Source organism: Sulfitobacter sp. KMM 9851 (genome assembly GCF_057178245.1).
On record NZ_CM169991.1, the window covers coordinates 3,315,498 to 3,340,952 of the forward strand.

Annotated in this window: 23 protein-coding genes; 8 read left to right on the plus strand and 15 right to left on the minus strand. The window is 57.0% G+C overall.

The window, feature by feature from the left end:
* The first annotated feature begins 108 nt into the window (after positions 1-108).
* Positions 109-1,014, plus strand: coding sequence for a LysR family transcriptional regulator (locus tag AC1965_RS16410; RefSeq protein WP_483884910.1), 906 nt, complete (start codon positions 109-111; stop codon positions 1,012-1,014).
* A gap of 27 nt (positions 1,015-1,041) precedes the next feature.
* Here AC1965_RS16410 and AC1965_RS16415 read toward each other — a convergent pair whose 3' ends face one another.
* The 4 genes from AC1965_RS16415 to AC1965_RS16430 form a co-directional block, all read right to left on the minus strand.
* Positions 1,042-2,364 carry a TRAP transporter large permease gene (locus AC1965_RS16415; protein ID WP_483884911.1) on the minus strand — a complete coding sequence of 441 codons (1,323 nt, stop codon included), beginning with the start codon at positions 2,362-2,364 and terminating at the stop codon, positions 1,042-1,044.
* On the minus strand, positions 2,364-2,852 hold the full coding sequence (locus AC1965_RS16420; protein WP_483884912.1) for a TRAP transporter small permease subunit: 489 nt from the start codon (positions 2,850-2,852) through the stop codon (positions 2,364-2,366). Before AC1965_RS16420 ends, AC1965_RS16415 begins: the two co-directional genes overlap by 1 nt.
* Before the next feature lie 73 nt (positions 2,853-2,925).
* On the minus strand, positions 2,926-3,981 hold the full coding sequence (gene dctP / locus AC1965_RS16425; RefSeq protein WP_483884913.1) for a TRAP transporter substrate-binding protein DctP: 1,056 nt from the start codon (positions 3,979-3,981) through the stop codon (positions 2,926-2,928).
* A 39-nt stretch (positions 3,982-4,020) separates the two neighbouring features.
* Positions 4,021-5,316: a hydroxymethylglutaryl-CoA reductase, degradative gene (locus tag AC1965_RS16430; protein ID WP_483884914.1), complete on the minus strand. Its 1,296-nt coding sequence runs from the start codon at positions 5,314-5,316 to the stop codon at positions 4,021-4,023.
* A gap of 126 nt (positions 5,317-5,442) precedes the next feature.
* Here AC1965_RS16430 and AC1965_RS16435 point away from each other — a divergent pair, with 126 nt between their 5' ends.
* Positions 5,443-6,810: an aminotransferase-like domain-containing protein gene (locus AC1965_RS16435; RefSeq protein WP_483884915.1), complete on the plus strand. Its 1,368-nt coding sequence runs from the start codon at positions 5,443-5,445 to the stop codon at positions 6,808-6,810.
* 46 nt (positions 6,811-6,856) lie between these two features.
* Here the strand turns inward: AC1965_RS16435 and AC1965_RS16440 are convergent, their stop codons facing one another.
* From AC1965_RS16440 to AC1965_RS16455, 4 genes are all read right to left on the minus strand, one after another.
* Positions 6,857-8,608 (minus strand): SulP family inorganic anion transporter, encoded by a 1,752-nt coding sequence (locus AC1965_RS16440; protein WP_483884916.1) that lies wholly within the window; start codon positions 8,606-8,608, stop codon positions 6,857-6,859.
* Between the two features lie 67 nt (positions 8,609-8,675).
* Positions 8,676-9,593 (minus strand): MBL fold metallo-hydrolase, encoded by a 918-nt coding sequence (locus tag AC1965_RS16445; RefSeq protein WP_483884917.1) that lies wholly within the window; start codon positions 9,591-9,593, stop codon positions 8,676-8,678.
* Complete coding sequence (locus tag AC1965_RS16450) at positions 9,590-10,027, minus strand: DUF6691 family protein (protein WP_483884918.1); 438 nt, start codon at positions 10,025-10,027, stop codon at positions 9,590-9,592. The genes AC1965_RS16445 and AC1965_RS16450 overlap by 4 nt, the downstream gene beginning before the upstream one ends.
* 1 nt (position 10,028) lies before the next feature.
* Positions 10,029-10,463, minus strand: a complete 435-nt coding sequence (locus AC1965_RS16455) for a YeeE/YedE family protein (protein ID WP_483884919.1) — start codon at positions 10,461-10,463, stop codon at positions 10,029-10,031.
* A 131-nt stretch (positions 10,464-10,594) separates the two neighbouring features.
* Between AC1965_RS16455 and AC1965_RS16460 the strand changes: the two genes are divergently transcribed.
* Positions 10,595-10,903, plus strand: a complete 309-nt coding sequence (locus AC1965_RS16460; RefSeq protein ID WP_483884920.1) for an ArsR/SmtB family transcription factor — start codon at positions 10,595-10,597, stop codon at positions 10,901-10,903.
* A gap of 138 nt (positions 10,904-11,041) precedes the next feature.
* On the opposite strand, the gene AC1965_RS16465 is transcribed toward AC1965_RS16460, so the two are convergent.
* Positions 11,042-11,971 carry a LysR family transcriptional regulator gene (locus AC1965_RS16465; RefSeq protein WP_483884921.1) on the minus strand — a complete coding sequence of 310 codons (930 nt, stop codon included), beginning with the start codon at positions 11,969-11,971 and terminating at the stop codon, positions 11,042-11,044.
* Between the two features lie 118 nt (positions 11,972-12,089).
* On the opposite strand from AC1965_RS16465, the gene speB reads away from it, so the two are divergent.
* Complete coding sequence (gene speB / locus AC1965_RS16470) at positions 12,090-13,148, plus strand: agmatinase (protein WP_483884922.1); 1,059 nt, start codon at positions 12,090-12,092, stop codon at positions 13,146-13,148.
* Positions 13,149-13,441: 293 nt separating this feature from the next.
* On the opposite strand, the gene AC1965_RS16475 is transcribed toward speB, so the two are convergent.
* The 4 genes from AC1965_RS16475 to AC1965_RS16490 are packed head-to-tail and all read right to left on the minus strand — an operon-like array spanning position 13,442 to position 17,254.
* Positions 13,442-14,500, minus strand: coding sequence for an ABC transporter ATP-binding protein (locus AC1965_RS16475; protein WP_483884923.1), 1,059 nt, complete (start codon positions 14,498-14,500; stop codon positions 13,442-13,444).
* Positions 14,501-14,513: 13 nt separating this feature from the next.
* Positions 14,514-15,356 carry an ABC transporter permease gene (locus AC1965_RS16480; RefSeq protein WP_483884924.1) on the minus strand — a complete coding sequence of 281 codons (843 nt, stop codon included), beginning with the start codon at positions 15,354-15,356 and terminating at the stop codon, positions 14,514-14,516.
* A gap of 1 nt (position 15,357) precedes the next feature.
* A complete protein-coding gene (locus AC1965_RS16485) occupies positions 15,358-16,209 on the minus strand; it encodes an ABC transporter permease (protein ID WP_483884925.1) in 852 nt (283 codons plus the stop codon).
* Between the two features lie 28 nt (positions 16,210-16,237).
* Entirely contained in the window at positions 16,238-17,254 is a 1,017-nt protein-coding gene (locus tag AC1965_RS16490) for an extracellular solute-binding protein (protein ID WP_483884926.1), read from the minus strand.
* A gap of 644 nt (positions 17,255-17,898) precedes the next feature.
* Here AC1965_RS16490 and AC1965_RS16495 point away from each other — a divergent pair.
* The 3 genes from AC1965_RS16495 (at position 17,899) to AC1965_RS16505 (ending at position 19,986) form a co-directional block, all read left to right on the plus strand.
* Positions 17,899-18,108 (plus strand): hypothetical protein, encoded by a 210-nt coding sequence (locus AC1965_RS16495; RefSeq protein ID WP_483884927.1) that lies wholly within the window; start codon positions 17,899-17,901, stop codon positions 18,106-18,108.
* 18 nt (positions 18,109-18,126) lie between these two features.
* Positions 18,127-18,564: a nucleoside diphosphate kinase regulator gene (gene rnk / locus AC1965_RS16500; protein ID WP_483884928.1), complete on the plus strand. Its 438-nt coding sequence runs from the start codon at positions 18,127-18,129 to the stop codon at positions 18,562-18,564.
* 162 nt (positions 18,565-18,726) lie between these two features.
* The gene (locus tag AC1965_RS16505; RefSeq protein WP_483884929.1) at positions 18,727-19,986 is read left to right on the plus strand and encodes a D-amino acid dehydrogenase; all 1,260 of its coding nucleotides are present in this window, start codon (positions 18,727-18,729) and stop codon (positions 19,984-19,986) included.
* A 93-nt stretch (positions 19,987-20,079) separates the two neighbouring features.
* On the opposite strand, the gene AC1965_RS16510 is transcribed toward AC1965_RS16505, so the two are convergent.
* Positions 20,080-21,714, minus strand: coding sequence for a sulfatase-like hydrolase/transferase (locus AC1965_RS16510; RefSeq protein ID WP_483884930.1), 1,635 nt, complete (start codon positions 21,712-21,714; stop codon positions 20,080-20,082).
* A gap of 574 nt (positions 21,715-22,288) precedes the next feature.
* On the opposite strand from AC1965_RS16510, the gene AC1965_RS16515 reads away from it, so the two are divergent.
* Positions 22,289-24,358, plus strand: coding sequence for an alpha/beta fold hydrolase (locus tag AC1965_RS16515; RefSeq protein ID WP_483884931.1), 2,070 nt, complete (start codon positions 22,289-22,291; stop codon positions 24,356-24,358).
* Between the two features lie 108 nt (positions 24,359-24,466).
* Here the strand turns inward: AC1965_RS16515 and rlmF are convergent, their stop codons facing one another.
* Positions 24,467-25,393, minus strand: coding sequence for a 23S rRNA (adenine(1618)-N(6))-methyltransferase RlmF (gene rlmF / locus AC1965_RS16520; protein WP_483884932.1), 927 nt, complete (start codon positions 25,391-25,393; stop codon positions 24,467-24,469).
* Between the last annotated feature and the right edge of the window lie 62 nt (positions 25,394-25,455).

Genomic DNA, 25,455 nt, shown 5'->3' on the forward strand with positions numbered 1-25,455 from the left:
AGTCCGGCACAGGGTGATGCAAGAAGTGTCAAATGCTGCCAACGGTGATGCACTTTATGCATCGCCAATTTACCGATGCTTCGCCGAGCTTAGGAAAAGGGATCACAAATGCATTCCAGCTTCTTGAAATACTTCGACGAAGTTGCCCGTCAGGGCTCTATCCGCAAAGCGTCGTCGGTGCTGAATATCTCGTCCACCACGGTGAACCGAAAGATCCTGAGCGTGGAAAAACAACTGGGCATGGCCCTGTTTGACAGAACACCCGAAGGGGTGACCCTGACCAGCACCGGAAGCATCATGTTGGAGCACTGCCGCAAAACGATGTATGATTATGAGCGCACCAAGACGCTGATGGATGATCTGCGCGACATGCGTTCCGGTCACGTCAACCTTTCGACCATCGATTCGGTCGCCTATGGCGTCCTGCCTGCGGTGTTGCAGGAATTCAGCGCCAAATATCCTGACATCTCGTTTACCGTCACAACGGCGCAGCCCGAAGAGATGATGCAAACGGTTGCCTCTGGCGACACCGATGTCGCGATATCGTTTCTGATGGATATGCATCCCGATGTGCGCGTGGTGAACGAAAAAACCGCCCCCTTTGGCATCATTGTCCGCCCTGATCACCCACTTGCGATGCGCAAGAATGTGACGATCAACGACATCAGCAGCGAACGGCTTGTACGCACTACCGATGCGCGAAGCGGCAATTCGATCATTGATCATCTGGTCTCTTCGGTCGCGGCGACCCTTAAGACACATATCTTTTCCAACAATCTGTTCATCGCAAAGCAGATGATTTTGGCGGGTCACGGCATCGGTATTTATACCAAGATGGGTTTTATGGATGAGGTGCGCCAGAACCAACTGAAGTTCATCCCGTTGATGGAAGACGGGCTGAACGATATTCGGATCGGCACGCTGGTATCCGCAACCTCTGGCATTGGCCCGGTCAAACACCACCTATGCCGTGTGCTTGGCGAATTCATTGCCGAAATGCGGCTGGATTCCTAGACGGCGCGGCGGGACAGTTCGCCAAATCTACTTCAGCCTGCTTGCTGCCTGTTCCGGCAACCAAGTGACGAGGTCGGGAAAAAGGACAAACAGGATCAGGACCGCCACTTGGATCAGGAAAAATGGGATCACCCCGCGATAAACCTGACCGATACCGATCCCAGCAGGCAGCACCCCTTTGAGATAGAATAGGGTGTAACCGAACGGCGGCGTGATATAGGCCATCTGCGCTGTGACCATGAACAGCACACCAAACCAAAGCGGATCAAAACCAAGGGTTTTGATGATCGGGACAAACACCGGCACGCAGAGCAGAATGATCCCAATCTCGTCCAGAAACAGACCGAGGAAGATCAACACCAGCAACATCGCCAGCAGAACGACGTATCGTGATGATTCCAAACCCTGAACGAAATTCAATACACTATCCGCGCCGCCCGTCGCGACAAAAACCGAAATGAACGCCTTGGCGCCAAGCGTGATCCAAAGGATCATCGCCGTGACACGTAACGTGTCCGTCGCCGCCGCATTGAGGTTGGCCAAGCGCAACCGCCCCGACACAATTGCAGATAGCAATGCGCCCAAGACACCTACTGCCGCGGCTTCGGTCGGTGTGGCGATCCCGGCATAGATCGACCCCAGCACCGAAATGATAACAAGCGCGGGCAGCACCAAATGCCGGAGCGACGCCAGCTTTTGCCCAAGCGGGACGACTGTGCCGCCCTGCGGTTTGGGGGCCAGTTCGGGGTTCAACATGACGCGCACCCAAATATAGGTACAATACCCGAACGCGAGGATCAGACCCGGTAAAACACCTGCGATGAACATCTGCCCGATCGAGATTTGCGCCGTGATCGCGTAAACAATCGTGACCACGGACGGTGGGATCAAAATGCCCAAAGTACCCCCGGCACAGATCGCCCCCAAAGCCAGCGGTGGATGGTATCCCCGCGACAGCATTGACGGCAACGCCAAGATACCCATCGCGGCCACGGCGGCACCTACGACGCCTGTCATGGCAGCCATGATCGTACAGATAACAACCGTGCCGATGGCCAACCCGCCGGGCAAGCCGCCAAACCACGTTTCCATCGCGGCATAAAGATCGTCGATGATCTGGGACTTTTGCAAAATCGCGGCCATCAGCACATAAAGCGGAATGGCCATCAACGCTTCGGATGTCATCGTCTCGAACGTGTTGAGCACGGTGACGATCAACGCACTGGGCCCCCAAAGCGTGGCAGTTGCCAGAAAGGCGATGGCGCCCAAGACAAAGGCCAACCCGGCACCGCTTAGCATCAGCACCATCAGAGCAGAGAACATACCGACCAGAACAAGACTGCTTTCCATCACGCAGCCCGCCCTTTGACAGCAAAGACAACTTCGGCAAGTGATTGCAACACGAGCAGAAGTGCAGCCAGTGGCAGCACGACCTTGGCGGGCCAGATGATCGGATTCCACCCTGAATAGCTGGTTTCACCGTATTGATAGGCCTGCCAAGCAAGCGGCAAACTGAAGCGCAGCAAAATCAGGCCAAACAACAACGCCAGCAGCGCCGCGAGAACGGCGAGAACCAGCCGTAGTTTGCCCCGCGCCGATGCGGAGAGAATATCGACGGCGACGTGGCCGCCCGTGTGCAGCAGATATGGCCCACCCATTAAAAAGAAGGGGCCGAACAACAGGGTCGCGAGTTCCGGGCCCCAACTGGTCGGCGTGTGAAACGAGTAGCGCGATATCACTTCGAACAGCATGAGTGCCGCAATGACGTAAACCAGCCATTTGGTGGCCTCGAACGTCCATCTATTAACTGTGGTTATGGCCTGTGCCGCGCGAAACATTAACGCCTCCCTCTGTCGCAAAACCGGCCCGTCGCTTTGTTGCACGGGCCGGTCTTAGTCATTTTCTGGCTGGTTAGAGAAGCCGCAGATCCGCCATCAGTTGTTTCTGGCTCTGCATCATTTCGGTGGCTAATGCATCACCGTTGGTCGCCTTTTCCCACGAAGCGACGGCCGTGCTGCGTGATTGCGCAACATCTTCGGGGTCGAACGTAATGATCTCGACACCCGCCTCTTCGAATTTTGCCATGTACTCTGCGTTGTCCACGATGATGTTCTGACGCAGCGCGCCTGACACTTCGCGCGCGGCAACGGCAAGCGCTGCACGCTGCTGATCGTCCAACTGCCCGTAAGCTGCGGTATTGGCTACATAGCATGTCGCAGTGGACGGCTGATGGACACCAGGCAGAATCAGGTATTTGGCAACCTCATGCAGGCCTTCCTCATAGTTCGCCTTGATATCGCCCCGGTCGGCGAAATCGACTAGACCCTTGTCCAGGGCCGAGTAAACCTCAGATGTTGGCAGCGGCGACACCGCGACCCCAAAGTCACCCATCACTGCGGCCGCAAGGCCGACAAAACGGCCTTTCAACCCATTCATATCGGCGATCTTACGGATCTCGACCTTCGAATGCAGCGGCTCTTCGCCGTACACTGTGGGTGCGACATAGGTCAGCCCGGCGGGCGCATAAGATTTAGCCGCCATTTCCAGGCCGCCGCGCTCGTAAAACCATGCCTCGTACTGATCGGCCTCTGGAAACCCAAACGGGACAGTCGACGAAAACCCGTGCGCGGGGATCTTGCCGGCGGTGTAGCCGTCAAATGTCTTCATCAATTGGAAAGCGCCACCGCGCACCGCGTCGAACGACTGGGCTGCGGGTACGATCTGCCCCCCTGCAAACGGTGTGATATCCAAACTGCCACCAGTCAATTCGCGCACCCGGTCACAGAATTTCTCTTCGTAGAGCATTGGCGTGGTGCCACCGCCCCAAAGTGCCTGCATGCGCCATTGAATCGTGCCCTGCGCGCGCACCGAACTGGCAGCTACTATTGCCGGTGTGGCCAGCCCTGCCGCGGTGGCACCGCGGATAAATTGGCGCCGGGTCGATGGCGTGTTAAGTGTTTTTGTCATTGGTCGTCCTCCCTAAAATAATCTGTACTCTGCGTGGCGCTAAAGCTTCGCCAGCACGTCTTTTGCGGCCTGAACACTGATGTGCCCCTGCGCAGCAATGGCCTTGGCCACTGCTTCGATCTGCGGGCCGATAGCGCCGGCCAGAATGGCGATGTTGCGCGCATGCAGCGCCATATGGCCTTTCTGGATGCCTTCGGTCGCCAGCGCGCGCAACGCGGCCATGTTCTGCGCAAGCCCCACGGCAACTGTCACTTCCGCCAGTTCCTGTGCGCTGCGCACACCCAGCACCCGAAGCACAGCCTGTGCGGCTGGATGCGTCTTCGTCGCGCCGCCCACCAGACCGAGGGCCATCGGCATTTCAATGGTGCCGGTCAGCGTCCCGTCTCCGCCACGCTCCCACGTCGTCAATGATGTGTACTGACCGCTTCGTGCGGCCCAGGCATGGGCGCCGGCCTCGATCGCACGCCAGTCGTTGCCCGTGGCGACAACCACGGGATCAATGCCATTCATCACACCTTTGTTGTGAGTCGCCGCGCGATAGGGGTCGATCTGGGCAAGCGCGTAGGCTTCGATCATACCGTCGATGACGTCATTCCCGTCCATCGTCTTGGTCGTCAACGCGTCAGGCGTCAGCGTGACATAGGCCCGCGCCAGTCTGCGGTCTGCCAGGTTGGATAGGATGCGAAGGCGGGTATGACCTCCTGCAATTTCCGCCACCCTTGGCGCGATTGTTTCGGCCATGGAATTGACGGCATTGGCCCCCATAGCATCGCGCACGTCCACAAGGATATGCAGCACCGCCATCGGCCCTACAGCGGACGTTTCGAACACATGCACCTCGATCCCGATGCAGCCGCCCCCCAAGGACACCAGCACTTCGTCGCGGCCGTTGCACATCTGGCGCAACTCGCCCTCGGCCGCCAGCAAGCGCTGTCGTGCGCCGTTGGGGTCAGTCAGGCCGACCACCTGAATTTGCGCCCGCATCACTGGCCGGTCAGATGAGGTGTGAAACCCTCCACAACTCCGCGCGATTTTGGCCATGTAAGAGGCGGCAGCGACGACAGATGGCTCTTCAACCACCATCGGGATTAGATAGTCCTTGTCGTTGATCGTAAAATTGGATGCCACGGCAAGCGGCAGTTCGAATTTACCGATCACGTTTTCGATCATGCCGTTCGCCAAGGACATCGGCAACACATCCTGCCCGGCCAGTGTCGCTCGGTCTGCATCGTCCAGGCCGACGGTCTTCGCCACCAGATCCAATCGCGCTTCTGGCCCGAGGTCACGCATATTTTCTAGCCGCGAACTGATCTGCGAAGTTTTGCCATTCGTCATTCGGATAATGCCCCCAAGATTTCCAAGCCGATCTTTGGCGTAGTCCCGAGGCAGATCATAGGTACAATTGTGGAATACAGTGTCACGGTGTACTGGTACTTTTACCGGTACAGTTTAAGGCGTTCCATGAACAAGACCGATAACATTGCAAAACGTCTGGCCGATGATATTGCCAATGGCAACCTGCGCGCCGGAGAACGCTTGCCCTCCATCCGTGCGGCCGCGCAAGAGCAAGGTGTTTCAAAAAACACCATCGTCGACGTATATGACAGGCTGGTGGCGCAAGGGCTGATCACAGCCCGACAAGGTTCTGGTTTTACCGTCGCGATGCCTAGTCACACGTTTCGCGAAGATGATGTCCCCCGACATCTGGTTGAAGCGGTGGACAGTATTTCCCTGCTGCGAGCGCAACTGGATCAGAACTATGCAGTGCGGATCGGTGATGGGCGACCACCGGCTATCTGGATGGCAGGAATACCGATGCGCAATCTTCCCGAGCTATTGAGCGACACCGGGAATGACGCATCAGGCTACGGCTCTCATATGGGGTATCACCCGCTGCGCATGCTGATCGCGGCGCGGCATAACGCGGATGGCATTGCCGTTACCTCGGAACAGATCGTGACAACTTTCGGCGCCAATCATGGTCTTGACCTGATTGTGCGCCGCTATCTGAAGGCGGGTGATACCGTTTTGGTGGACGATCCGGGATATTACCCCCTGTTTGCCAAGCTACGATTTTCCCAAATAAATTTCGTCGGCGTGCCGCGCGGGATAAACGGTCCTGACCTGGGCCAATTGCGCAGCTTGGCAACCGAGCATCGGCCAAAACTATTCTTTACTCAGTCTCTGGCGCAGAATCCGACGGGAACTTCGATGGATCTGGCCACGGCGCATGGCGTGCTGAAGCTCGCCGAGATCATGGATTTTATGGTGGTAGATGACGACCCCTTTGTCGACCTTCCCGACCCAAAAGGCGTGCGTTTGGCAGCACTTGACGGATTTGACCGCGTGATTTTTGTCGGCACTTTTTCCAAGACGCTATCGGCGTCCTTTCGCACAGGCTACATCGCTGCGCACCGCAGCATTACCGAAGAACTGGCCGAACTGAAAATGATCACCACGGTCAATTCGTCGCGTTTTTCCGAAATGATCGTTGCCGAGATGATTCAAAACCGTCGCTATGCGCGGCACCTCAAAAAGCTGGCCGGACGGCTGCAAAATGCTGCTGTAAAGCTACACAGCGATCTGGCGCTGCTGGGTCTGCACTGCAAAGTGGCACCGGGTCAAGGGTATTACGCATGGCTTGATCTACCCGCAGGCACCAGCGACACCGAACTCGCTAAAAAGGCCGCCGCCGAAGGGATATTTCTGGCGCCGTCGAGCTTTTTCTGCGTTCAGCCTGCCAGTGCACCATCCGGGATGCGGCTAAATGTGACCCGCACCGGTGACCCACGATTTCTCCGGTTTCTGCGCCGAGAGCTGGATCGCTAGAACCGTGGCCACAGGTTGACGCGGTTACCGGCACAGCGCGCACTGATCATTTCATTGCCCCTGTGGCACCGGGTTCATCTCGCTTTGGCACCAGTGCACAGATGGCTTCGTGCTGGCTCAGGAAAACCTGGCCGGTTAGATCGTCAAGGAAGTGGCTGCGCTGCAACCGGTCCATCACAGGGCCTTTCACCTCGCTCAGATGCAGCCGGATGCCTGCATCCTTCAGCCGACTGTTGATCGCCTCAAGCGATTCCAGCGCCGAAAGGTCGATCTCGTTCACGGCGGGGAACATCAGCACCACGTCAGTCAATTCGTCCTTTTCGGCGGCATAGCCCGCAAGCTGATCCTCAAGGTAACGCGCGTTCGGAAAATACAGGCTCTCGTCCACGCGCAACGACAGGATATGCGGCTGGGTTTCGACATCATGGCGCAGGACGTTGCGGAAATGCTCCGTTCCCGGCACGCGTCCCACCACGGCCATATGCGGCCGCGAGGTTTTGTACAGATGCACGAGGATTGAGGTCACTACACCGGCGGTCACGCCCACCTCTACGCCAAAGATGAGCGTTAGCAGAATGGTCACCGTGACAGCGGCAAAATCTGCGCGACTGAACAACCAGGCGCGTTTGAGGATCGAAAAATCGACGAGGCTGAGCACAGCAACGATGATCGTCGCCGCCAGCGTTGCCTTGGGCAGGTAGTGGATCAAAGGTGTCAGAAACAGCGCCGCCATCGCCAACCCGACAGCGGTAAAGGCCCCGGCCGCCGGTGTTTCGGCGCCCGCGTCATAGTTCACCACCGATCTCGAAAAACCACCGGTGACCGGAAAGCCGCCGGTAAATGCCGCACCGAGGTTCGCAGCGCCCAGGCCGATCAATTCCTGGTCCGGGTCAATGCGCTGGCGCTTTTTGGCGGCAAGGGTCTGCGCCACCGAGATGCTTTCGACAAAGCCGATAATCGAGATCAGCAGCGCGGGCACCAGAAGTTGAGACAAAAGGTCAGGAGAGAAGGAGGGCAAGGTAAGCGGCGGCAGGCTTTGGGGGACGTCGCCTACAATCGCCACGCCGTTGCGCCCCAGATCAAAGCCCCAGACGGCAAGCGTCGTGGCGACGATCGCCAGCACCGGACCGGTCTTGGCACCAAGATCGGCCAGGCGTGGCCCAACACCCGCGCGGCGCAGCAGCGGTTTCAGCCCGCCCCGCACCCAGAACAGAAATGCGGTGGCAGACACGCCCAGCGCCACGGTGATCGGATTGGTCTCACCCAGATGCGCGCCCAGACTAACGAGTATCTCGACCAGCGTATGCCCCTCGGCCCGGATGCCGAGAATATGGCGCAATTGGCTTGCTGCAATCAGAATACCGCTGGCGGTGATGAATCCAGCAATCACGGGATGCGATAGGAAATTGGCGAGAAACCCCAACCGGAACACGCCAAGTAAAAGCAGCATCACCCCCGACAGGAAGGCCAGCGTCAGCGCTGCCGCGATATATCCCGCCGTCCCGGCGTCGGCTATGTTCCCCACCGCTGCCGCCGTCATCAACGACACCACCGCCACCGGTCCTACCGCCAGCGCACGGCTGGTGCCAAAGATGGCATAAAGCACAATCGGCGCGATCGAGGCATAAATCCCTGCCTCGGGCGGCATTCCCGCCAACAGCGCATACGCCAGCGACTGCGGAATCAGCATGATCGTAACGATGACGGCGGCCACCATATCACCGCTGAAATTCGCGCGGTCATAGCGCCGCCCCCAGTCGAGGATCGGCAGATAACGTGACAGCGAAGCGGGGTTCATATCGGGCGATCCAGCGCGTTGAGGGACAATGGCGAAAGGGCGGCCGCGCGGGCCGCCCAGTTAGGCTTTAGTCAAAGCGGTTGACCGGCAGCTTAAGGTAATGATTGCCATCGTCCTCCGCAGGCGGCAGCCGTCCGCCACGCAGATTGATTTGCAAAGCTGCCAAGATGCGATCGGGCAACGACAGGGTCGCATCACGCTTCTGCCGACGCTCGATATAGTCTTCGCGCTTGGTGCCGTCCTTGACGTGGATGTTATGTGCCTTGTGTTCGGCGACTGTCGCCTCCCACGCGGGCTCCTTGCGCGTCTTGGTGCCGTAGTCATGACCAATATAAAGCCGCGTGTCGCTCGGCAGGGCGAGGATTGCCTGAATAGAGTCCCACAATTCCGAGGTTTTGCCGCCCGGAAAGTCCGACCGCGACGTGCCTGCGTCAGGCTGCATCAACGTGTCATGCACAAAAGCCGCGTCGCCACAGACGTAGGAAATAGATCCGAGCGTATGGCCCGGCGACAGCATCACGCGCGCCTCCAGATCACCGATTTTAAAGGTTTCCCCTTCTTTGAACAAGTGATCAAAGTCGCGGTCCGCGTCAAAAGCCTGAGGCAGATTGTAGAGGTCTGCCCATATTTTGGCGATCTTTGGTACCAGCGCGCCGATGGCGTTGGGGGCCCCGGTGCGCTCTTTCAGATGTGCCGAAGCCATGACGTGATCGGCATGGGGGTGCGTGTCGAGAACCCATTCGACGGTCAGATCGTTCTCGCGCACGAGGTCAAGCACTTGATCCATGCTTTGGGTCGAGAAGCGATAGTTCTTGGGATCAAAGTTCCATACGACATCAATCAGCGCCGCCCGCCGCGTTGCCGGATCGGCACAGATATACTGGATCGACCCGGTGTCTGGCTCGTAGATGCCCCAGACATCCGGGCTGCCCGCACCGGTCGACGCAGAATGACGGACGACGGGGGACTTCAATGGATCGCTCATTGCGCAACTCCTTTTTTCAGGGTCAGGTCAGGTGTGTGCCGGGCCAGCCACATGCCACCCAGCATGAAGGGCACGAAGATCAGGGTGCCGGTTGCCGCGATCGGAAGCGCCGTCAGCGCAGGGCCGGGGCAGAACCCACCCAATCCCCAGCCAATGCCGAAAATCGCCGAGCCGGTCAGCAGCTTGGGGTCAAGGTCGGTCTTGGTCGGCATCCGGAACTCGCCATCGAAAAAAGGCCGTTGGCGCGTGCGGGTCAGCCAGGCAAAACCTGGCGCCGTCACCGCGATAGCCCCGCCCATTACAAAGGCAAGACTGGGGTCCCATGTGCCAAAGAGATCAAGGAAGTTGAGCACCTTGGCCGGGTCAGCCATGCCCGAAACGATAAGCCCAAGACCAAAAATTAGGCCCGAGAGAAGTGCAAAAGTCTGTTTCATGTCAGGCTCCGATAACGTGGCGAATGAAAAAGACGGTGACGATGGCCGCCACCATGAATGTCGCGGTCGCCACGATAGAGCGCCCCGACCCACGGCTGATGCCGCAGACCCCGTGGCCGGAAGTGCAGCCGTTGCCATAGGTCGCGCCAAAGCCAACCAACAGCCCTGCAAACGCCATCAATAGCGGACTACTGGGCACCCATTGTTGCGGCCAACCGCCAGAGGTCAGCAGCCACAGCGGCGCGGCCAAAAGCAGACCCAGTACAAACAGCGCCGAAACGCCACGGGCCTCGCCGTCGGTGCTGCGTGAGAACAGGCGAGAGGTAAGCCCGCTGATGCCTGCGATGCGGCCATTGGTAGCCATCAGCAGAACCGCCGAGGCCCCTATCATCATGCCACCGCCAAGCGACAGCCATGGGGTAAATTCAGTTTCCACGTATCTTCTCCATGTTTGGGCAGCTTGCGCCGCAGACCCGGCAATGCCGGATTTCGCTTGGAACCAGCCAGCCTTGAATCAGCCTGATAGACAGTATATATTCGTCTCATCTAATATTCAATGAGTCTAATATGAAAAACTTCGACAATCCCTTCGACGGAGATATTGCAGGTGCTGCAGCGCTGATGGGAATGCTCGCCTCCGAGACGCGACTGCAAATCCTTTGTCGTCTGCTGGAAGGGGAACGGTCGGTGGGTGATCTGGCGGCGGCGTGTGGCCTGTCGCAGCCCACTATGTCGCAGCAGCTTAAACGTCTGAAAGAGGCAGGCCTGGTCGATGGGCGACGCGCGGGTCAAACGATTTACTATTCGGTCAAGGGTGGCGAGGTCGCCGCCGTGCTGGAAACACTACACGCGCTTTATTGCGCGCCGCGACCGTAGCAGCCCAGCGCAATAAGGCCTGCGGAAGGCGATGCTCCCCGGTGCGAAAGGCGACTACTTCCCAAATGACGTGCGGCCAAGGTTTTGATTTCGCGGCCCGCGATCCATGGTCCGGCGGAATATACCCTGCCGGGAACCTTAGCCCGCCGGGCGTTCGTCGCGGAGCAATTGCAGAAAGTCCTGCAAGATCAAAGAGTGCTTTCGATCCGCCCTCCAGAGCGCACAAATCGGCGTAGAATACCCAAAAACCTCGGGCAGAAGTTCAACAAACTCGCCGTGCATCAGATCCTGACAATGCCTTGGGAAATAGCCCAAATAGACGCCGCTGCGCACAAGGGCAAGAACCGCTTCGGTCTGATAGACGGTGCTGCCCACAGGGAATTTCTGTTTACGCTGCCGCAACCGCTCGCTTTCGAAATAGGCTCTATGGACCAGCTTATGTTTGCAGATTTCGGCTTCGGTTAAGGTGACGTTTTGTTGGATCGCTTGCATCAACGGATGCTGGCCGCCACAGAATAGCCCGACATCTTCGTCGTAGAGCGTGAAATAATCCAGGCTGGGGTGACGCTGATAATCAGGAATGATTCCGATATGCAATTTGCCGTCAATAATGCCCCGCTCCACTTCGTTGGGTGACCCTGTCATCAGATTGATCGACACGTCCGGGGCAACCTCTTGGAATTTCTGCATCGTCGAGATCAACGGGTTTTTGACGTCGGACATGGTAAAGTCGATCATCCCGATCTCGATATTCCCGACCATCTGATTACTGATGCTGGCGATTCTGGAGGCCAGATCATCTGATGAGATCAAAAACTGATCAATGTAATCAATCGCCTGACGTCCTTGCTGGGTAAGGTAAAAGCCGCTTCTTCCACGGTGACACAGCCGCAGACCCAGCCGCGTCTCAAGGTCGGATATCTGCCGCGAAATCGTCGAGCGTCCGACCCCCAATTCAGTCTGCGCCGCAGACAGCCCCCCGCATTCGATGACGGCCTTGAAAACCCGCATCAGCCGCAAATCTACGTCGTTCACTTTTCCTGAAAAGGCTTTTTTGCGGCGTGCCATCTCGGCTGCTCCTGTGGTCGCGTAAGTTGTACGAATATGAAACAGAAGTTAGGAATGTTCAAATTTAAACACACACGAATTTAGCCATATTGGCAGGTGACAAAGAAAGAGGTGCACTATGGCTTGGTCCGACCAAAAACTCGCAGAGTTACGACACACATTTGCCGATGCCACTGGTGGCGAACTACAGAATCCGAATTTTCAGAGGATCGCGGACAAGATATTTTCCGAAGGCGGCCGTCGGCCTGCACCCTATTCCGGGATGCCGACACTGCTGGACGCCCCCCACCGAAACTGGGCCGAAGGGACAAGCATCTCGGACCTGGATGTGGCGCTCTATGGCGTGCCGATGGACCTTGGCGTGACCAACCGCAATGGATCGCGTTTCGGTCCTCGGGCCCTGCGCTCTATCGAACGGGTCGGGCCTTATAACGATGCACTGGACTGCGCGCCGATTCATGAAATGGCGGTTGCTGATATTGGCGATGTGCCTTTCCAAAGCCGGTTTGATCTGGCCCAAAGCCATGCTGATATCGAGAAATTCGTCGCCGGGATCGTCGCACAGGGCGTGATCCCAATGGCGGTTGGTGGTGATCATTCTATCAGCCATCCGATCCTCAAGGCAGTGGGCGCAAATGGCCCGGTCGGTATGATCCACATCGACGCGCATTGCGATACCGGTGGATCATACGAAGGCGAAAAATTCCACCACGGCGGTCCTTTCCGCAATGCCGTGCTTGACGGTGTTTTGGACCCAGAACGCACAATCCAGATCGGGATACGCGGCGCTGCCAAATACATCTGGGAGTTCTCGGAAATGTCCGGGATGACCGTGATCGAGGCCGCCAGCATCACCGAAACCGCCATTCCCGACATCATCCGTCAGGCGCGCAACGTGATCGGTGACGGCCCGACATATTTCTCATTCGACATCGACAGCCTTGATCCCGCTTATGCTCCGGGCACCGGCACGCCTGAGGTCGGCGGGCTGACAACGCGCGAAGCGATGGCAATTATCCGCGGTATGAAAGGTGCGAACTTTGTCGGCGGCGACGTGGTCGAGGTTGCCCCAGCCTACGACCCGACGACAAACACCGCACAAAACGGCGCGCAGATGTTTTTTGAAATCTTGAGCCTGATGCAGTTTTCACCGTTCAGGAAAAACGCGACGGGATAAAAAGATGGCGCGCGTGGGTGGCAGGGATGTCGCCTGACGCATAACGCGCCATGGCCAGAGCATCTGCACGCGGACTTATGATCCCACGCGTGGTAACATCTGAAAACTGAAACACCCGCCGCAGCATCGCTCCGGCGGGTTTATATATTCTTGGGCAAAAGGATCGCGCAGACGTAGGCGGGATAGTCGTCTGCCAATGAGATGAAATACTCCACCTTCAAAACCAGACGGGGCGGCGCAGGATAAACCTGCACGCCCCCCCTCGCCCGTTGGCTCATGGCCCGGCGCGTGGCCTACGCGGCGTTGAACACTGACATATGGGCCGGGTCCAACACCACAGCGACCTGCGCGCCAATCTCAAGACCCTGACATTCGGTGTTGGGGCAGCGCACGCGGAGGCGTTCGCTGCCGACGTCCACGATCAGCTCTGTCGCGGGGCCGAGGTCGCGCATAAACGCAACAGTTCCAACCGGCGCATGACCTGCGGCTGACACGGGCAGCAGTTGAATATGCTCGGCGCGCACGGCGGCCTGCAGTCGTGTGCCTTCCGGGTGATGTGTTGCAAATTTCGAGGATGTGCCGAGCAGTTGAATTTCTCCGCTCTTGTAGGCGCCTGCGTCGATCAGATTAGCCGCGCCTAAAAAATCCGCGACAAAGCTGTCTGCGGGCTGCTGATAGACGACCGAGGGTGCGGCGGCCTGGCGCACAGCACCGTCCTTCAACACGACCAATTCATCGGCGAGCATCATCGCTTCGTGCTGGTCATGGGTGACCAAGATCGTTGTCACCCCAAATTTTTGCTGCAACTGGCGCAACTCGATCTGCATGTTGTCGCGCAGCTTGGCGTCCAGCGCCGACAGTGGCTCGTCCAGCAAGAACAATTTGGGCTGAATGGCCAGAGCGCGCGCAATCGCCACCCGCTGCCGCTGTCCGCCGGACAGAGCGGAAACCGGGCGATCGGCGATCGACGGCAACTGGATCACGTTTAGCAGTTCTTCCACCCGGTTGCGCTGCTCCTTGCCGCTGACGCCCCGCAGTTTGAGCCCGTATGCGATATTGCGCGCCACGCTCATATGCGGGAACAGCGCCAGCGATTGAAACACCATGCCAAACCCGCGTTTGTGGGGCGGGATCTGCGCAATGTCGCTACCATCCAGCATCAACCGACCGCGTGACGCCGTCTCGAAACCCGCGATGATCCGCAACAGCGTGGTCTTGCCGCAACCCGAGGGGCCCAGCAAACACACAAATGAGCCGCGTTCGATCTTGAGATCAATATCCGACAGCGCCTTTACGTCGCCAAAGTTCTTGGAAACACCGTCAATGTGAAGGTGGGTATTCTGCGTGGTCAAGGTATTGGCCCTTTCAAAAGAGGCTCGCACGACCGGCGATCAGCTTGTCTACAAGCACGATCAGCACCACGTCGGCGATGATGATAAAGACGGAAAGCGCCAGCGTTGACGGATCAAGCGACGACACGGTTCGGCTGTACATCCAGATCGGCAAGGTGCTGACGTCAATGGTGTACATGAAGAAGGTGATCGTGAATTCGTTAAAGCTGATGATCAGTGCAAAGATCAGCCCGGCCAGAGTGCCCGCCTTCATCAGCGGGATGACGACATCCCAGATCGCGCGCAGCGGTGAGGCGCCCAGCGATACGGCGGCTTCCTCAATCTCGACGCTGATACCGCTCATGGCACCAAGACAGTTGCGCAGCACGAATGGCAGCACCAATGCGACGTGCGGGATGATAATCCGCCAAATCCCGATATCTACCCGCAGGCTTTCAGCGATGAGCAGGAATGAAATGCCCAAGATGACCAGCGGAAACACCAAAGGCAGCGTGAACAGCAGTTCCATACCTGCGCGGATGCGCCGGTCGCCACGCGCAAGCGCGTAGGCCAGCGGAATACACACAAAGGTTGATATCGCCATCACGATGACCGCGACCAAAAGGCTGGTCAGCGTGGAATCGACAACCGACTGGGCGCTTGATGCGTCTTCGTTGGTGAAAAGTGCGATGACATCCCAGTACCAGCGCAACGACAACGCTTCTGGCGGGAACCCCGTATTATCAGCCGCCGAGAACGACATGATGGTGACAACGACGACCGGCAGAGAAGAGATCAAGATGCCGACAATGGCCAATGCGATGACGGCAAACCGATATGTGCCGCCGCCCTCTGTCGGGAGAAGTCCTACGCGCATATCAGTGCCTCACATTTTCGGACGTAACCCGAACCAGCCAAGAAGAGAAAACCAGAACGATCAGTGTCAGGAAGATCAGGATCATCCCCGCAGCCGCCGCGCCCGACCAATTGAACATCGGAGAAATCATATCCCGTATTGCGACGCCCATCATCTGCACACGCCTGCCCCCCAACAACAGCGGAACCGCGAATGCACTGGCGTTAAACGCAAAAACGATTGACGCAGCCCCGAACAGGCCGGGCCGCAGTAGCGGCACAGTCACGTCAAAAAAGGTGCGCCATTGCGACGCGCCAAGCGAGCTTGCGGCCTCCAGATGCTCTTGCGACAGACCGCGCACAGAGCTGACGATTGGAAATACCGCCAGCGGTAAAGAAGTCTGGATAAGGCCCAGAAGCACGCCCGTTTCATTGAAGAGCAGAAATATAGGCCGCTCGATGATCCCGAGCCCCCGCAGGGTTGAATTCAGAACACCACTTGGCCCCAATAGCAAAATCCAGCCATAGGCCTGAACCAGCAGGTTGAGGATCAGCGGCAACAGGATTGTCACGGTCAGACACCGCCGTGCCAGCGGACTGCGCAGCGACGTCAGCAGAAACGCCAACGGCACCGCCAGCAGCATGGCAATTACTGTGGCAATGAACGCAAGCTTGAGTGTCAGCCAGACGGATCGCCCAAAGAAGGGCGTCATAAGGTCCAAATATGGCTGGATCGACCAGCCGTCGATCTGTCCCCTTTCGCCCGAAAGTGAAAACCGAAAGATGAAAAAGCAGGCCCCCAAGAACGGCAGTATCGCGATGAATGCCGGCAAGGAAAATGCCAGTGCTCGTGATCGAGATAGCCTTATACTCATGTTCTGGGGTCCTGCTTTAGGTCTTGGTTTACGACAGCGTCTGGGTGTAGCGGTTGATCCAGCCTTCGCGCACGTCAGCGATGAACGCCTTGTCGTGGACAACAGCCTTTTCGCCCATCTGCTCTGGCTTGATGATGAAGGGGCTCGCCTTGGCAGCCTCTGACATTACGGCGTTCTGGTTGATGGGGCCGTTCAGAACGGCCTCTGCCATGACACCCTGAACATTCGCGTCCAGCGTGAAGTCGATGAAGGCGTGCACCACGTCATCGTCGCCCGGCTTGGACTTCGGCATGATCGTATACATCAAATCGGCGTAGAAGCCTTCGTCCACATCATAGGTCGCACCCATGTTGGAATTTGCAGGGTCCATCAGTTCTTTGGCATAGAACGCCGGGGCGTAAACGCCACCGATATCCAGCGCGTCAGAGCGGAACAGTTCGGACAACTGCGCGGGGTTTTCACCAAATGTCAGAATGCTGTTGCGCAGTTCTGCAAGCTTGGCAAAAGCTTCGTCAGCATTGGTGCCGTCGCCGCCAATCATCTTGCCGGTCGCAAAGATGGTATCGAGCGCGTCCGTCCATGTCGCAGGCGGCAGAAAAAGACGATTCTGATGCGCCGCATCCCACATCTGTGCATAGGACTTTGGCGGCTCTGCAAAGGTTTTGGTGTTATAGATCAGGCCACCTGTCCAAAGGAGATAGCCAATGCCGTGACCGTCGGCCCCGGTGCGGAACCGTGGGTCAACCTGTTCAAGGTTGGGCAACATGTTGAGATCAGGTTTGGCAAGCAGGCCGTCCCCGGCCAACTCCACGCCACCCACACCGGCAAGGGTGATGACGTCGTATTGTGGTCGATCGCCAGCCGCACGCAGCTTGGCCACCATTTCAGACGTCGATCCGGTGCGGTCTGCAATGACGCGCGCGCCGGTCTTTTCTTCGAATGGCTTGGCGATGTGATCAAGAACGGCGAGGCCGGTGTTGTCCGACCACGTCAACAGGCGCACTTCTTTGCCTGCAAGCGGCTGGGCGCGCACGATTGATGGCATGGCCAAAGTTGCGGCCAGCCCCGCGCTTGTTGCAAGGAGATGCCGACGTGATAATTTGTTTTGCATGTTGCTTCCTTCCGAGATGGGTGACCGCCACCGATTATCGGCGGAGCACAAGATTTTCCGATCATCGGAGATTGTCGCAGATATTAAATATCCATGAATCCAAGGTGTGTTTCATATAAAGGCAACTAACGCTGATTTGTTCGCTAGTTTGCTACGTGACCAATATCTGTGCAAAATATTCGATTCTGGATCGCGACACATGGCATGTAGATATCTTCACACGCTCCGGGTGGGTTGCCTAGATTGGTGCCAGATAACGCTTAAACAGTTCCGTTGGCGCGCCAGAACCCCACTACTGCTTGTGGGCCATTTAAGTCACGAAATGTGGCGGCGCCCTGGGGGCACCTAGCGCAGATTGACAAAAAATCCCTCCGTACCTAAATCAGATACCATGCTGGAACACGTAGATCATTTTCGATTTCTACTGCTGAACCGCCCTTTTCCCCGGGCGGTCTAGGCGCGGCTGCGCCTGCCACACCCCCCGGGGCCTTCTCTTTATCCTGATACAGAACGCGGCGCATTCGCCCGAGGAGAAGTTATGTTCGGTTCCACTCAGAACAATGGCACGACAAACGCCAATGAAATTGTTTTCAACGTATTACGTAAATTCTGCCACACTGCCCGAGGCGGTTCATCAATCGCTGCAAGATCACCTTGATGACAGCTACGGCGCGCCCGCGACACCGCTGACGCTGTTGCGCGAGACTGGCACCATCAACGTGCAGATTGTGACTGCTGCATCCCCCCTGCGCTTTAGGCTCAACTCCATTCCCAACATACACAGATAATCCGATAGGAATTTCCCCATGTCTGCCACCGATACCTCCCCAAAACGACGACGTAACCGCAACCCAAAGATTGTGATCAATGCGGATGATCTTGCCCACCTAGAAGGGCTTGCGGACGGGATGATGAGACGTCATCCAACCTTGGCTGACCGCCTGTTCGAAGAAATCGGCAGAGCGCGTGTCGTCGCATCGAATAAGATGCCGCAAGGGGTCGTCGGCATGGGCAGCACAGTCACTTACCGTGACGAAACGACAGGACAGGAAAAATCTGTTACGCTGGTCTATCCGGAAGAGGCCGATATCTCGCGGTTACGTGTCTCTGTCATGACGCCGATCGGCGTTGCCCTGATCGGCCTGTCCGAAGGGGCCAGTTTTTATTGGGACACGCGCGAGGACCAGCGGCGAACACTTACTGTCCTCAGCGTGACACAGATGCCAGCGACCAAAGATGTTTGATGTTCCCAAACGCTGAGTGTCAATCATGCGCGGGCAGCTTAAGGTAGCAAAAGATCGGCACGACCATGATCGGTATTTCGGCAGGATATCGGTCACCAACCAGTCATTCACTGCAGGTCTGGCATCCGGTATGCCCGGCCTAGCATTCTTAGGGTATTCGATATGAAAATCGTCGTTATGGGCGCAGGCGTCATTGGTGTGACAACGGCCTACTACCTGGCCAAGCAAGGCGCAGATGTTGTTGTCATTGATCGGCAATCCGGGCCAGGGCTTGAAACCAGTTACGCCAACGCAGGACAGCTCAGCTATGGGATGTCGTCACCATGGGCGGCCCCCGGGATTCCGGTGAAGGCGATCAAGTGGATGTTCATGAAGCGCCGTCCGCTGTTTATCTGGCCGTTGATCAGCCCGACCATGTGGAAATGGTGCGCCCAGATGGTGCGCAACTGCAACGAAGACAGCTATCGTATCAACAAGGGACGCATGGTGCGCGTGTCGAGTTATTCGCGCGATGTCATGCCGGATCTGATCGCCGATACAGGCATCGAATATGACGGCCGTCAGCAGGGTACGCTGCAACTTTTCCGCACAGCGAAACAGATGAAGGCGTCAAAGGCCGATCAAGATATCCTGTCAGAATACGGTTCCCCCTACGAGGTGCTGGGTCGTGATGCCTGTATCGACGTCGAACCCGCTCTTGCCGACGTGCGCAACAAATTTGTGGGCGGTTTGCGTCTGACCGCCGATCGCACAGGGGACTGCCGCATGTTCACCATCGCGCTGACTGAAAAATGCGTCGAGATGGGTGTGGAATTTAAATACGGGCAGTCGATCAGATCCATCGCTGTAGAGGGCGGCAAGATTGCAGGTGTGGACACCGAAATCGCGGGGCGCATCACGGGGGATGCCTATGTCTGCGCCATGGGCAGCTATGCCACCGGCGTCTTGGACCCCATTGGTATTAAACTGCCGGTTTATCCAGTGAAGGGCTATTCGGTCACCTTGCCCGTTTTGGATGATGCTTTCGCACCACAATCCACAATCATGGACGAAACCCACAAGGTCGCCATCACGCGCCTGGGTGACCGTATTCGCGTCGCGGGGCAGGCCGAAATTGCGGGCTATTCAAACCGTCTGGGGCCGCATGCCACTGATACTGTCAAACACGTAATCAGTGATCTGTTCCCCAAAGGGGGCGATATTTCACGTGCCGAGGGCTGGACAGGTCTGCGCCCCATGACACCGGATGGCACACCCGTGTTGGGACCCACACATTATGAAAACCTGTTCCTGAATACTGGTCACGGCACGCTTGGCTGGACGATGGCCTGCGGCTCTGGGCGTGCAGTTGCAGACACCGTACTCGGCAAAACGCCTGAAATTTCGATGGATGGCCTCACGGTGGCCCGCTACGCAAAATAGGACGATCGAATGTCGCGCTGCGTTTGCGGGGGGGAGCGATACACTCCCGCAAACGGAGCGCACATCCCAGCGGATCATTCGTCGGCCCTGCGCCTAACCATTGTCCCGGTCCGCCGCGGCGGCCTGATCCAAAACCTCGCGCAGCTCTTCTTCATTGCGGTAGCCGATCAAAATACCTGCTTTCGCTTCTCCGAGACTGCCGTCACCCGCACCAATCCAAGCATCCGACCGGGTGGTGCGCTGTGACGTACGTCTGGTCCATCCGAAAAACAGTCTCTCCAGCCTCGCCAGTTCGTCCGCACATTCCGGGTCAGCGCCAAGATCGACGCACTCCTCCGGGTCCATGTCCAGATCGAACAGCATCGGCCGAAACCCTTCGGCAAAGGTATATTTCCAGCGCCCGTCAAACAGCATCGTCAGCTTGGCATCCTGGACCTCTACGCCCAGCCGGGACCGCACATCGCGCATCGAGTAATCGTATTCAGACACCACAAATGGGCGCAGGGCATCCACCTGCCCCGTAAGGATTGGTCTAAGAGACATCCCTTCGACGATATGGGGCACCGCGTCGCCGCCGAAATAATCGAGGATTGTCGGGACGACATCAATCGCCTGAACCAGTGCCGAAGTTTTCACCCCACGTGTCGCATCCGCCTCGGGGCTTGGGTCAACCACGATCAGCGGGATTCGCGACGAAGCATCATGAAACAGTTCCTTCTCGCCCATCCAATGATCGCCCAGATAATCGCCGTGATCCGAGGTAAAGATGATCATGGTCTCATCGGTTAGCCCTTGCTCATCCAGAAACGCCGTCAACCGCCCAATCTGATCGTCGATCTGTTTGATCAGGCCCATATAGGCGGTCAGCACCCGTGTGCGTGTCCCATCATCGCAAAAAGCCCGGCTGACGCGTTCTTGCATAAAGGCGCCGTAAACCGGATGCGGGTTCGCGCGCTCGGCCTCGCGGCGAACCGGGTCCCGATGCGTCTCGGGCCCGTACATGTTGTGATAGGGCGCAGGCACAATATAGGGCCAGTGCGGTTTGATATAGCTAAGGTGCAGGCACCACGGTGTCTCCGCTGCCGCCGCGATAAACTCCATAGCGCGCCCGGTGATATAGGGGGTTTCGCTGTCTGCATCGGCGGCGCGGGCGGGTTTGTCGGCGTGATCCATGAACCAACCACTCAGGATAGTGCCATCGTCATCTTCGGCGCTATTTGCCACAGCCTGCCACGGGTTCTCGTCGGGCCAGCCGCGCTGGTGCATATGGGCATCATAGGCCGAATTACGGGCATAGCGCGCGCCGTCAGGGTGTAACCCATCATCCCGCTCGTAGGGTTCAAACCCACACTCCGCCACCAGCGCACCGATTTGACTGTCGGGCGAAAGGCCAAGGCGGCGCATCCCTTCAATATCCGCGGCCATGTGGGTCTTGCCGCACAGGACGGTGCGCACACCAAGCGGCCGCAAATGGTCGCCCAGTGTCATTTCCCCAACCTTGAGCGGGATGTTGTTCCACGTAGAACCATGCGAACTGACATACCGCCCGGTGTAAAACGACATCCGCGACGGGCCACAGATCGGCGACTGCACATAGGCGCGATCAAACAGCACCCCGCGCGCGGCAAGCCTGTCGATATGTGGCGTGTCCAAGTGCGGATGCCCCGTACACGAGAGGTAATCCCAGCGCAGTTGGTCGCACATGATGAAAAGAACGTTCTTGGTCATAGTCTGTCACCATCTACGGCATGACCAGTTGCGCCGTCGCGCAGCCCGTCCCCGCCCCTAACGAATATCTCTGTCACTGATACATCATCGCGCCGATCGCATCCACGTTGGTCACAACCCAAATATCACGCGCAGGTTGCCCTAATCTCGAACCGTACGGCACGATCGGTCTCTGGCCCTAATTGAATCGCACGAGGACATTACGCCCGAGGCATCGACGATATTCGATCAAATGAAACCGGCAACGTTGATCTGCGTCAGCACCCGAATACACTAACAGCACTGCATTAGATAACTCGACTTGGCTTCCTCAGACGCAGTGGATTGCGCTGGCCAAAGCGCCGTTTCAACCACACGCCCGGCAGCGATGGAGAATTCATTCCAATCCGCGCCAACGTGGACAGAATGAGATCTTTGCAAGCGGCCGAGTGGGGCGTTCTTAGTTTAGTATCACGCTATGGTTTCCAAGCGACCATTCGCTCTCTCGCATTGACTTTGAGAAACGGCGTTTCTTTGGTATCGTGGCACTACTATTTTTTGATTTCGTTTAACTCAAATGAATAGGAGCCTGACATTGTCCGCTGTTCATTTAACTAAAACCTTTGGAAGAAAAGCCCTGAAATCCTTGGCCATCATTGCCTGCACAAGCGTGTTTGGCTCGGTCGCCGCGATGTCCTCAGCCGCGGATCTGCTATTCGCCGTGCCGGATTTTCGCGACCCACCCACGCAGACGTTCATTGAAACCATTATGTCTGATGATGCTTTAGCCGAAGCAGGTCTTAAGCTGGATGTTTTGCCCTATTCCACATTCGGCGGCCCGGTCGCCACAGTGCAGAAGGTCATCAACGAAGAAGCTGTCGCTCTTTTGAACACGGAATTGCTTGCTCTTGTAGCGCGCAATGAAGAGACGATCCCGACGGTTGAGATGCTCTCTGCTTATGAGACGTCTTTTTTTGGCGTGGCACCTGGTGCGAACAGACCGGGACGCAGAGCACCCTTGGAATTGGGGGCGACGGTATTGCTGGGTAATCTCGGCCTCTACGGTTTGGCGACATGGCCATCTTCTCCGAGCAGTGTCTTCACTCGGCAGGCGCCGGCAGACCTCGCAGATTTGCGGGGATTGAGGGTGCGCACAGTTGAAAGCGCTTCGACGGAGATACTTGAGCAGTTGGGCGCTGTTCCTCAGTCGCTGTCATTCGCGGAAGTGTTTCAGAGTTTGGAAGCTGGCGCGATTGATGGTGCCGAAGTGCTAAGCCTGCCGGAAGGAAACCTGAGGCAGTTCTATGAAGCATCCTCGGGCGGCGCACTTTATACGGATGCCAGCGCGCGAACCGGATTTTTCGTTGTCGGTCAAACGGGTGCAGATGCGCTTACGGCACGACAACTAAAAACACTGGAAGGTGCTGCGCAAAAAGCATCGCTGGCAGCGCGAGAAACCTTGGTCGAGACGTATGAGGCGACGCTCCGCGAAGCAAAGGAATATGGGGTGCAGGTGGCAAGCTTTTCAAATGTGCTTCCCGAACAAGTGTCCGTTGCCGAGCAGATTGCGCAGGCCTATGGGCTTTCCCAAGAAGAGATACGCGACCTGATCGGTGATACCGAGATCGCTGATGAACCAGGTGAATCTGCCCCGCGCGCCGAAAACGGTGTTTCGCGCAATGGTGCCGGGCGGCCTGCTAATCTGTTTGTGGTAACACCCCGAAATGATGAAGCCGATCACGATGTGCGCCTGCGTTTCGGATACGAAATGGATGCGAGCACGCCTCTGCATTGCTTTCAGCTGAATTACACTCGCGAGGATGGCCGCCACTTTGGGCAGCCCTTTACAGGTGCGATGGTCATCAGTCCCGACGGGATGACGACAGGATATGGCGACTGCATAAAGCGGATTTTCAGACAGCGGCAACCGGATCAGAGGGTGACGATTTTGATCCACGGGTTCAACTACAGTTTCGAAGATGCGGCCAACTGGGCGGTCTCCGTGACCGAAGATCTCGGGGTACAGGGGGATGTCGTGCTATGGAGCTGGCCGAGTATGGGGCAATTATCTGGGTATGTTCGGGATCGCGATGGCGTTGATTTCAACCGCGTCTATCTGAGGTCCTTTCTGGCCGCGCTGAAACTGCTTGTGGATCAAGGGCAGGCCTATGATATCTCGATCATCGCACATTCCATGGGCGGGCTTGTGGCAATGGACGCCTTGCGTTTCCTTGCGGAGCCGCCGCAACTGGGCGTCAGCAATGTGGCCTTGGTAGCCCCAGACATGCGCAAGGCGTATTTTCAGCAGACCTTGCAGCTCGGCCCAAATATCAGCCCGATTTGGTCGATCTACGCCAATTCGAACGACGTAGCCTTGCTGGCGTCTTATGGCGTGAACAGAAGCCCCGCCATTGGGTTAGGAGGCCAGTTTAGGCTGATGATGCCGGGCGTTGATACAGTTGATGTCAGCGCGTTGGACCGAGACGTGTGTGCGTTTTGGAACCTTGGCAAGGCGCGTTGCCGCAATCACACCCATGCGTTTGATGTGCAGCCTGTCGCAGGTGACCTTGCTCACCTTTTAGCGTCTCGCACGCCAGCGGCGGCGCGGGGATTGATTGAAAGGCAGACCAGTGAGGGCCTGACCTACTACGAAATCAAACCTTGAAACGTCGCTCGCGGCCCCAACCGAACATTTACAACGGTACGGAAAGCTACGATTCAGCTTCTTCTAAGCAGACATTAGCTGCATCGCAGAACTTCATCCAAGTGCCCCCTAGGCCTCAGATCGGTTAACAAACACGGAGCGTTGTTTTTTCTCCATGTAAGTCCAAGCAACGAAACGGCTTGTTTTTTGCCCTTGCGCCATTTCGATGACTTCGTAGTCCGCAACCTTGGCTTTCCCTAAAATTCGTTGGAGCGGCTGCAAGTTATCTTTTTTCGATACCAACGAGGTAAACCACAAGCACTGTTCGGCAAACTCCATGCTTTCTTCAACCATCGTCGCGATAAATTTTATCTCGCCTCCGGGACACCAAAGTTCAGCGTTTTGTCCGCCAAAATTGCGCTTTCTTGAATTCCCTTTACCAAGATTACCCCACTTGCGTTGGGTACCTTTTGCAGCCTTTTCCATGGAGGCATGAAAAGGCGGGTTGCACAGGGTGACGTGAAAGGCATCGTGGGGTTTGATCACACCTCTAAAAATATTCTCACGTTTACCTTGTTGTCTGAGGGTAATTTTTAGCTTGTTGAAATCGCAAAGCTGCTTCGCAGATTTGAGTGCCGCCGGGTCTATGTCGACGCCAGTGAAGTGCCAGCCATATTCACTCAGGCCGACGAGCGGGTATACCAAGCTCGCACCGGTGCCGATGTCTAACGCTTTGATGCTACGCCCGCGTGGGATATCTTGATTGTTACTGTCGGCAAGCAAATCCGCGAGATAATGGATGTAGTCGACACGACCGGGGATTGGTGGGCATAGATAGCCGCTAGGGATATCCCAAAAATCAATGTTGTAATGCGTCTTCAGCAACGCCCGATTAAGCATACGGACCGCGCCCACGTCTTGAAAATCAATCGTCGTCTGACCGACCGGATTGCTGATCATGAAAGCTTCAAGTTCAGGGGTCTGCGCCACCAAACGCACAAAGTCGTAACCTTCTGAATGTTGATTACGGGGATGCAGGTTCGCTTTAGTGGCCATGGGGAACGCCTTAAAGAAGTTTTGTGGACGGCACCCGCCAGACGGTCAGTCAGTTTTAGTCG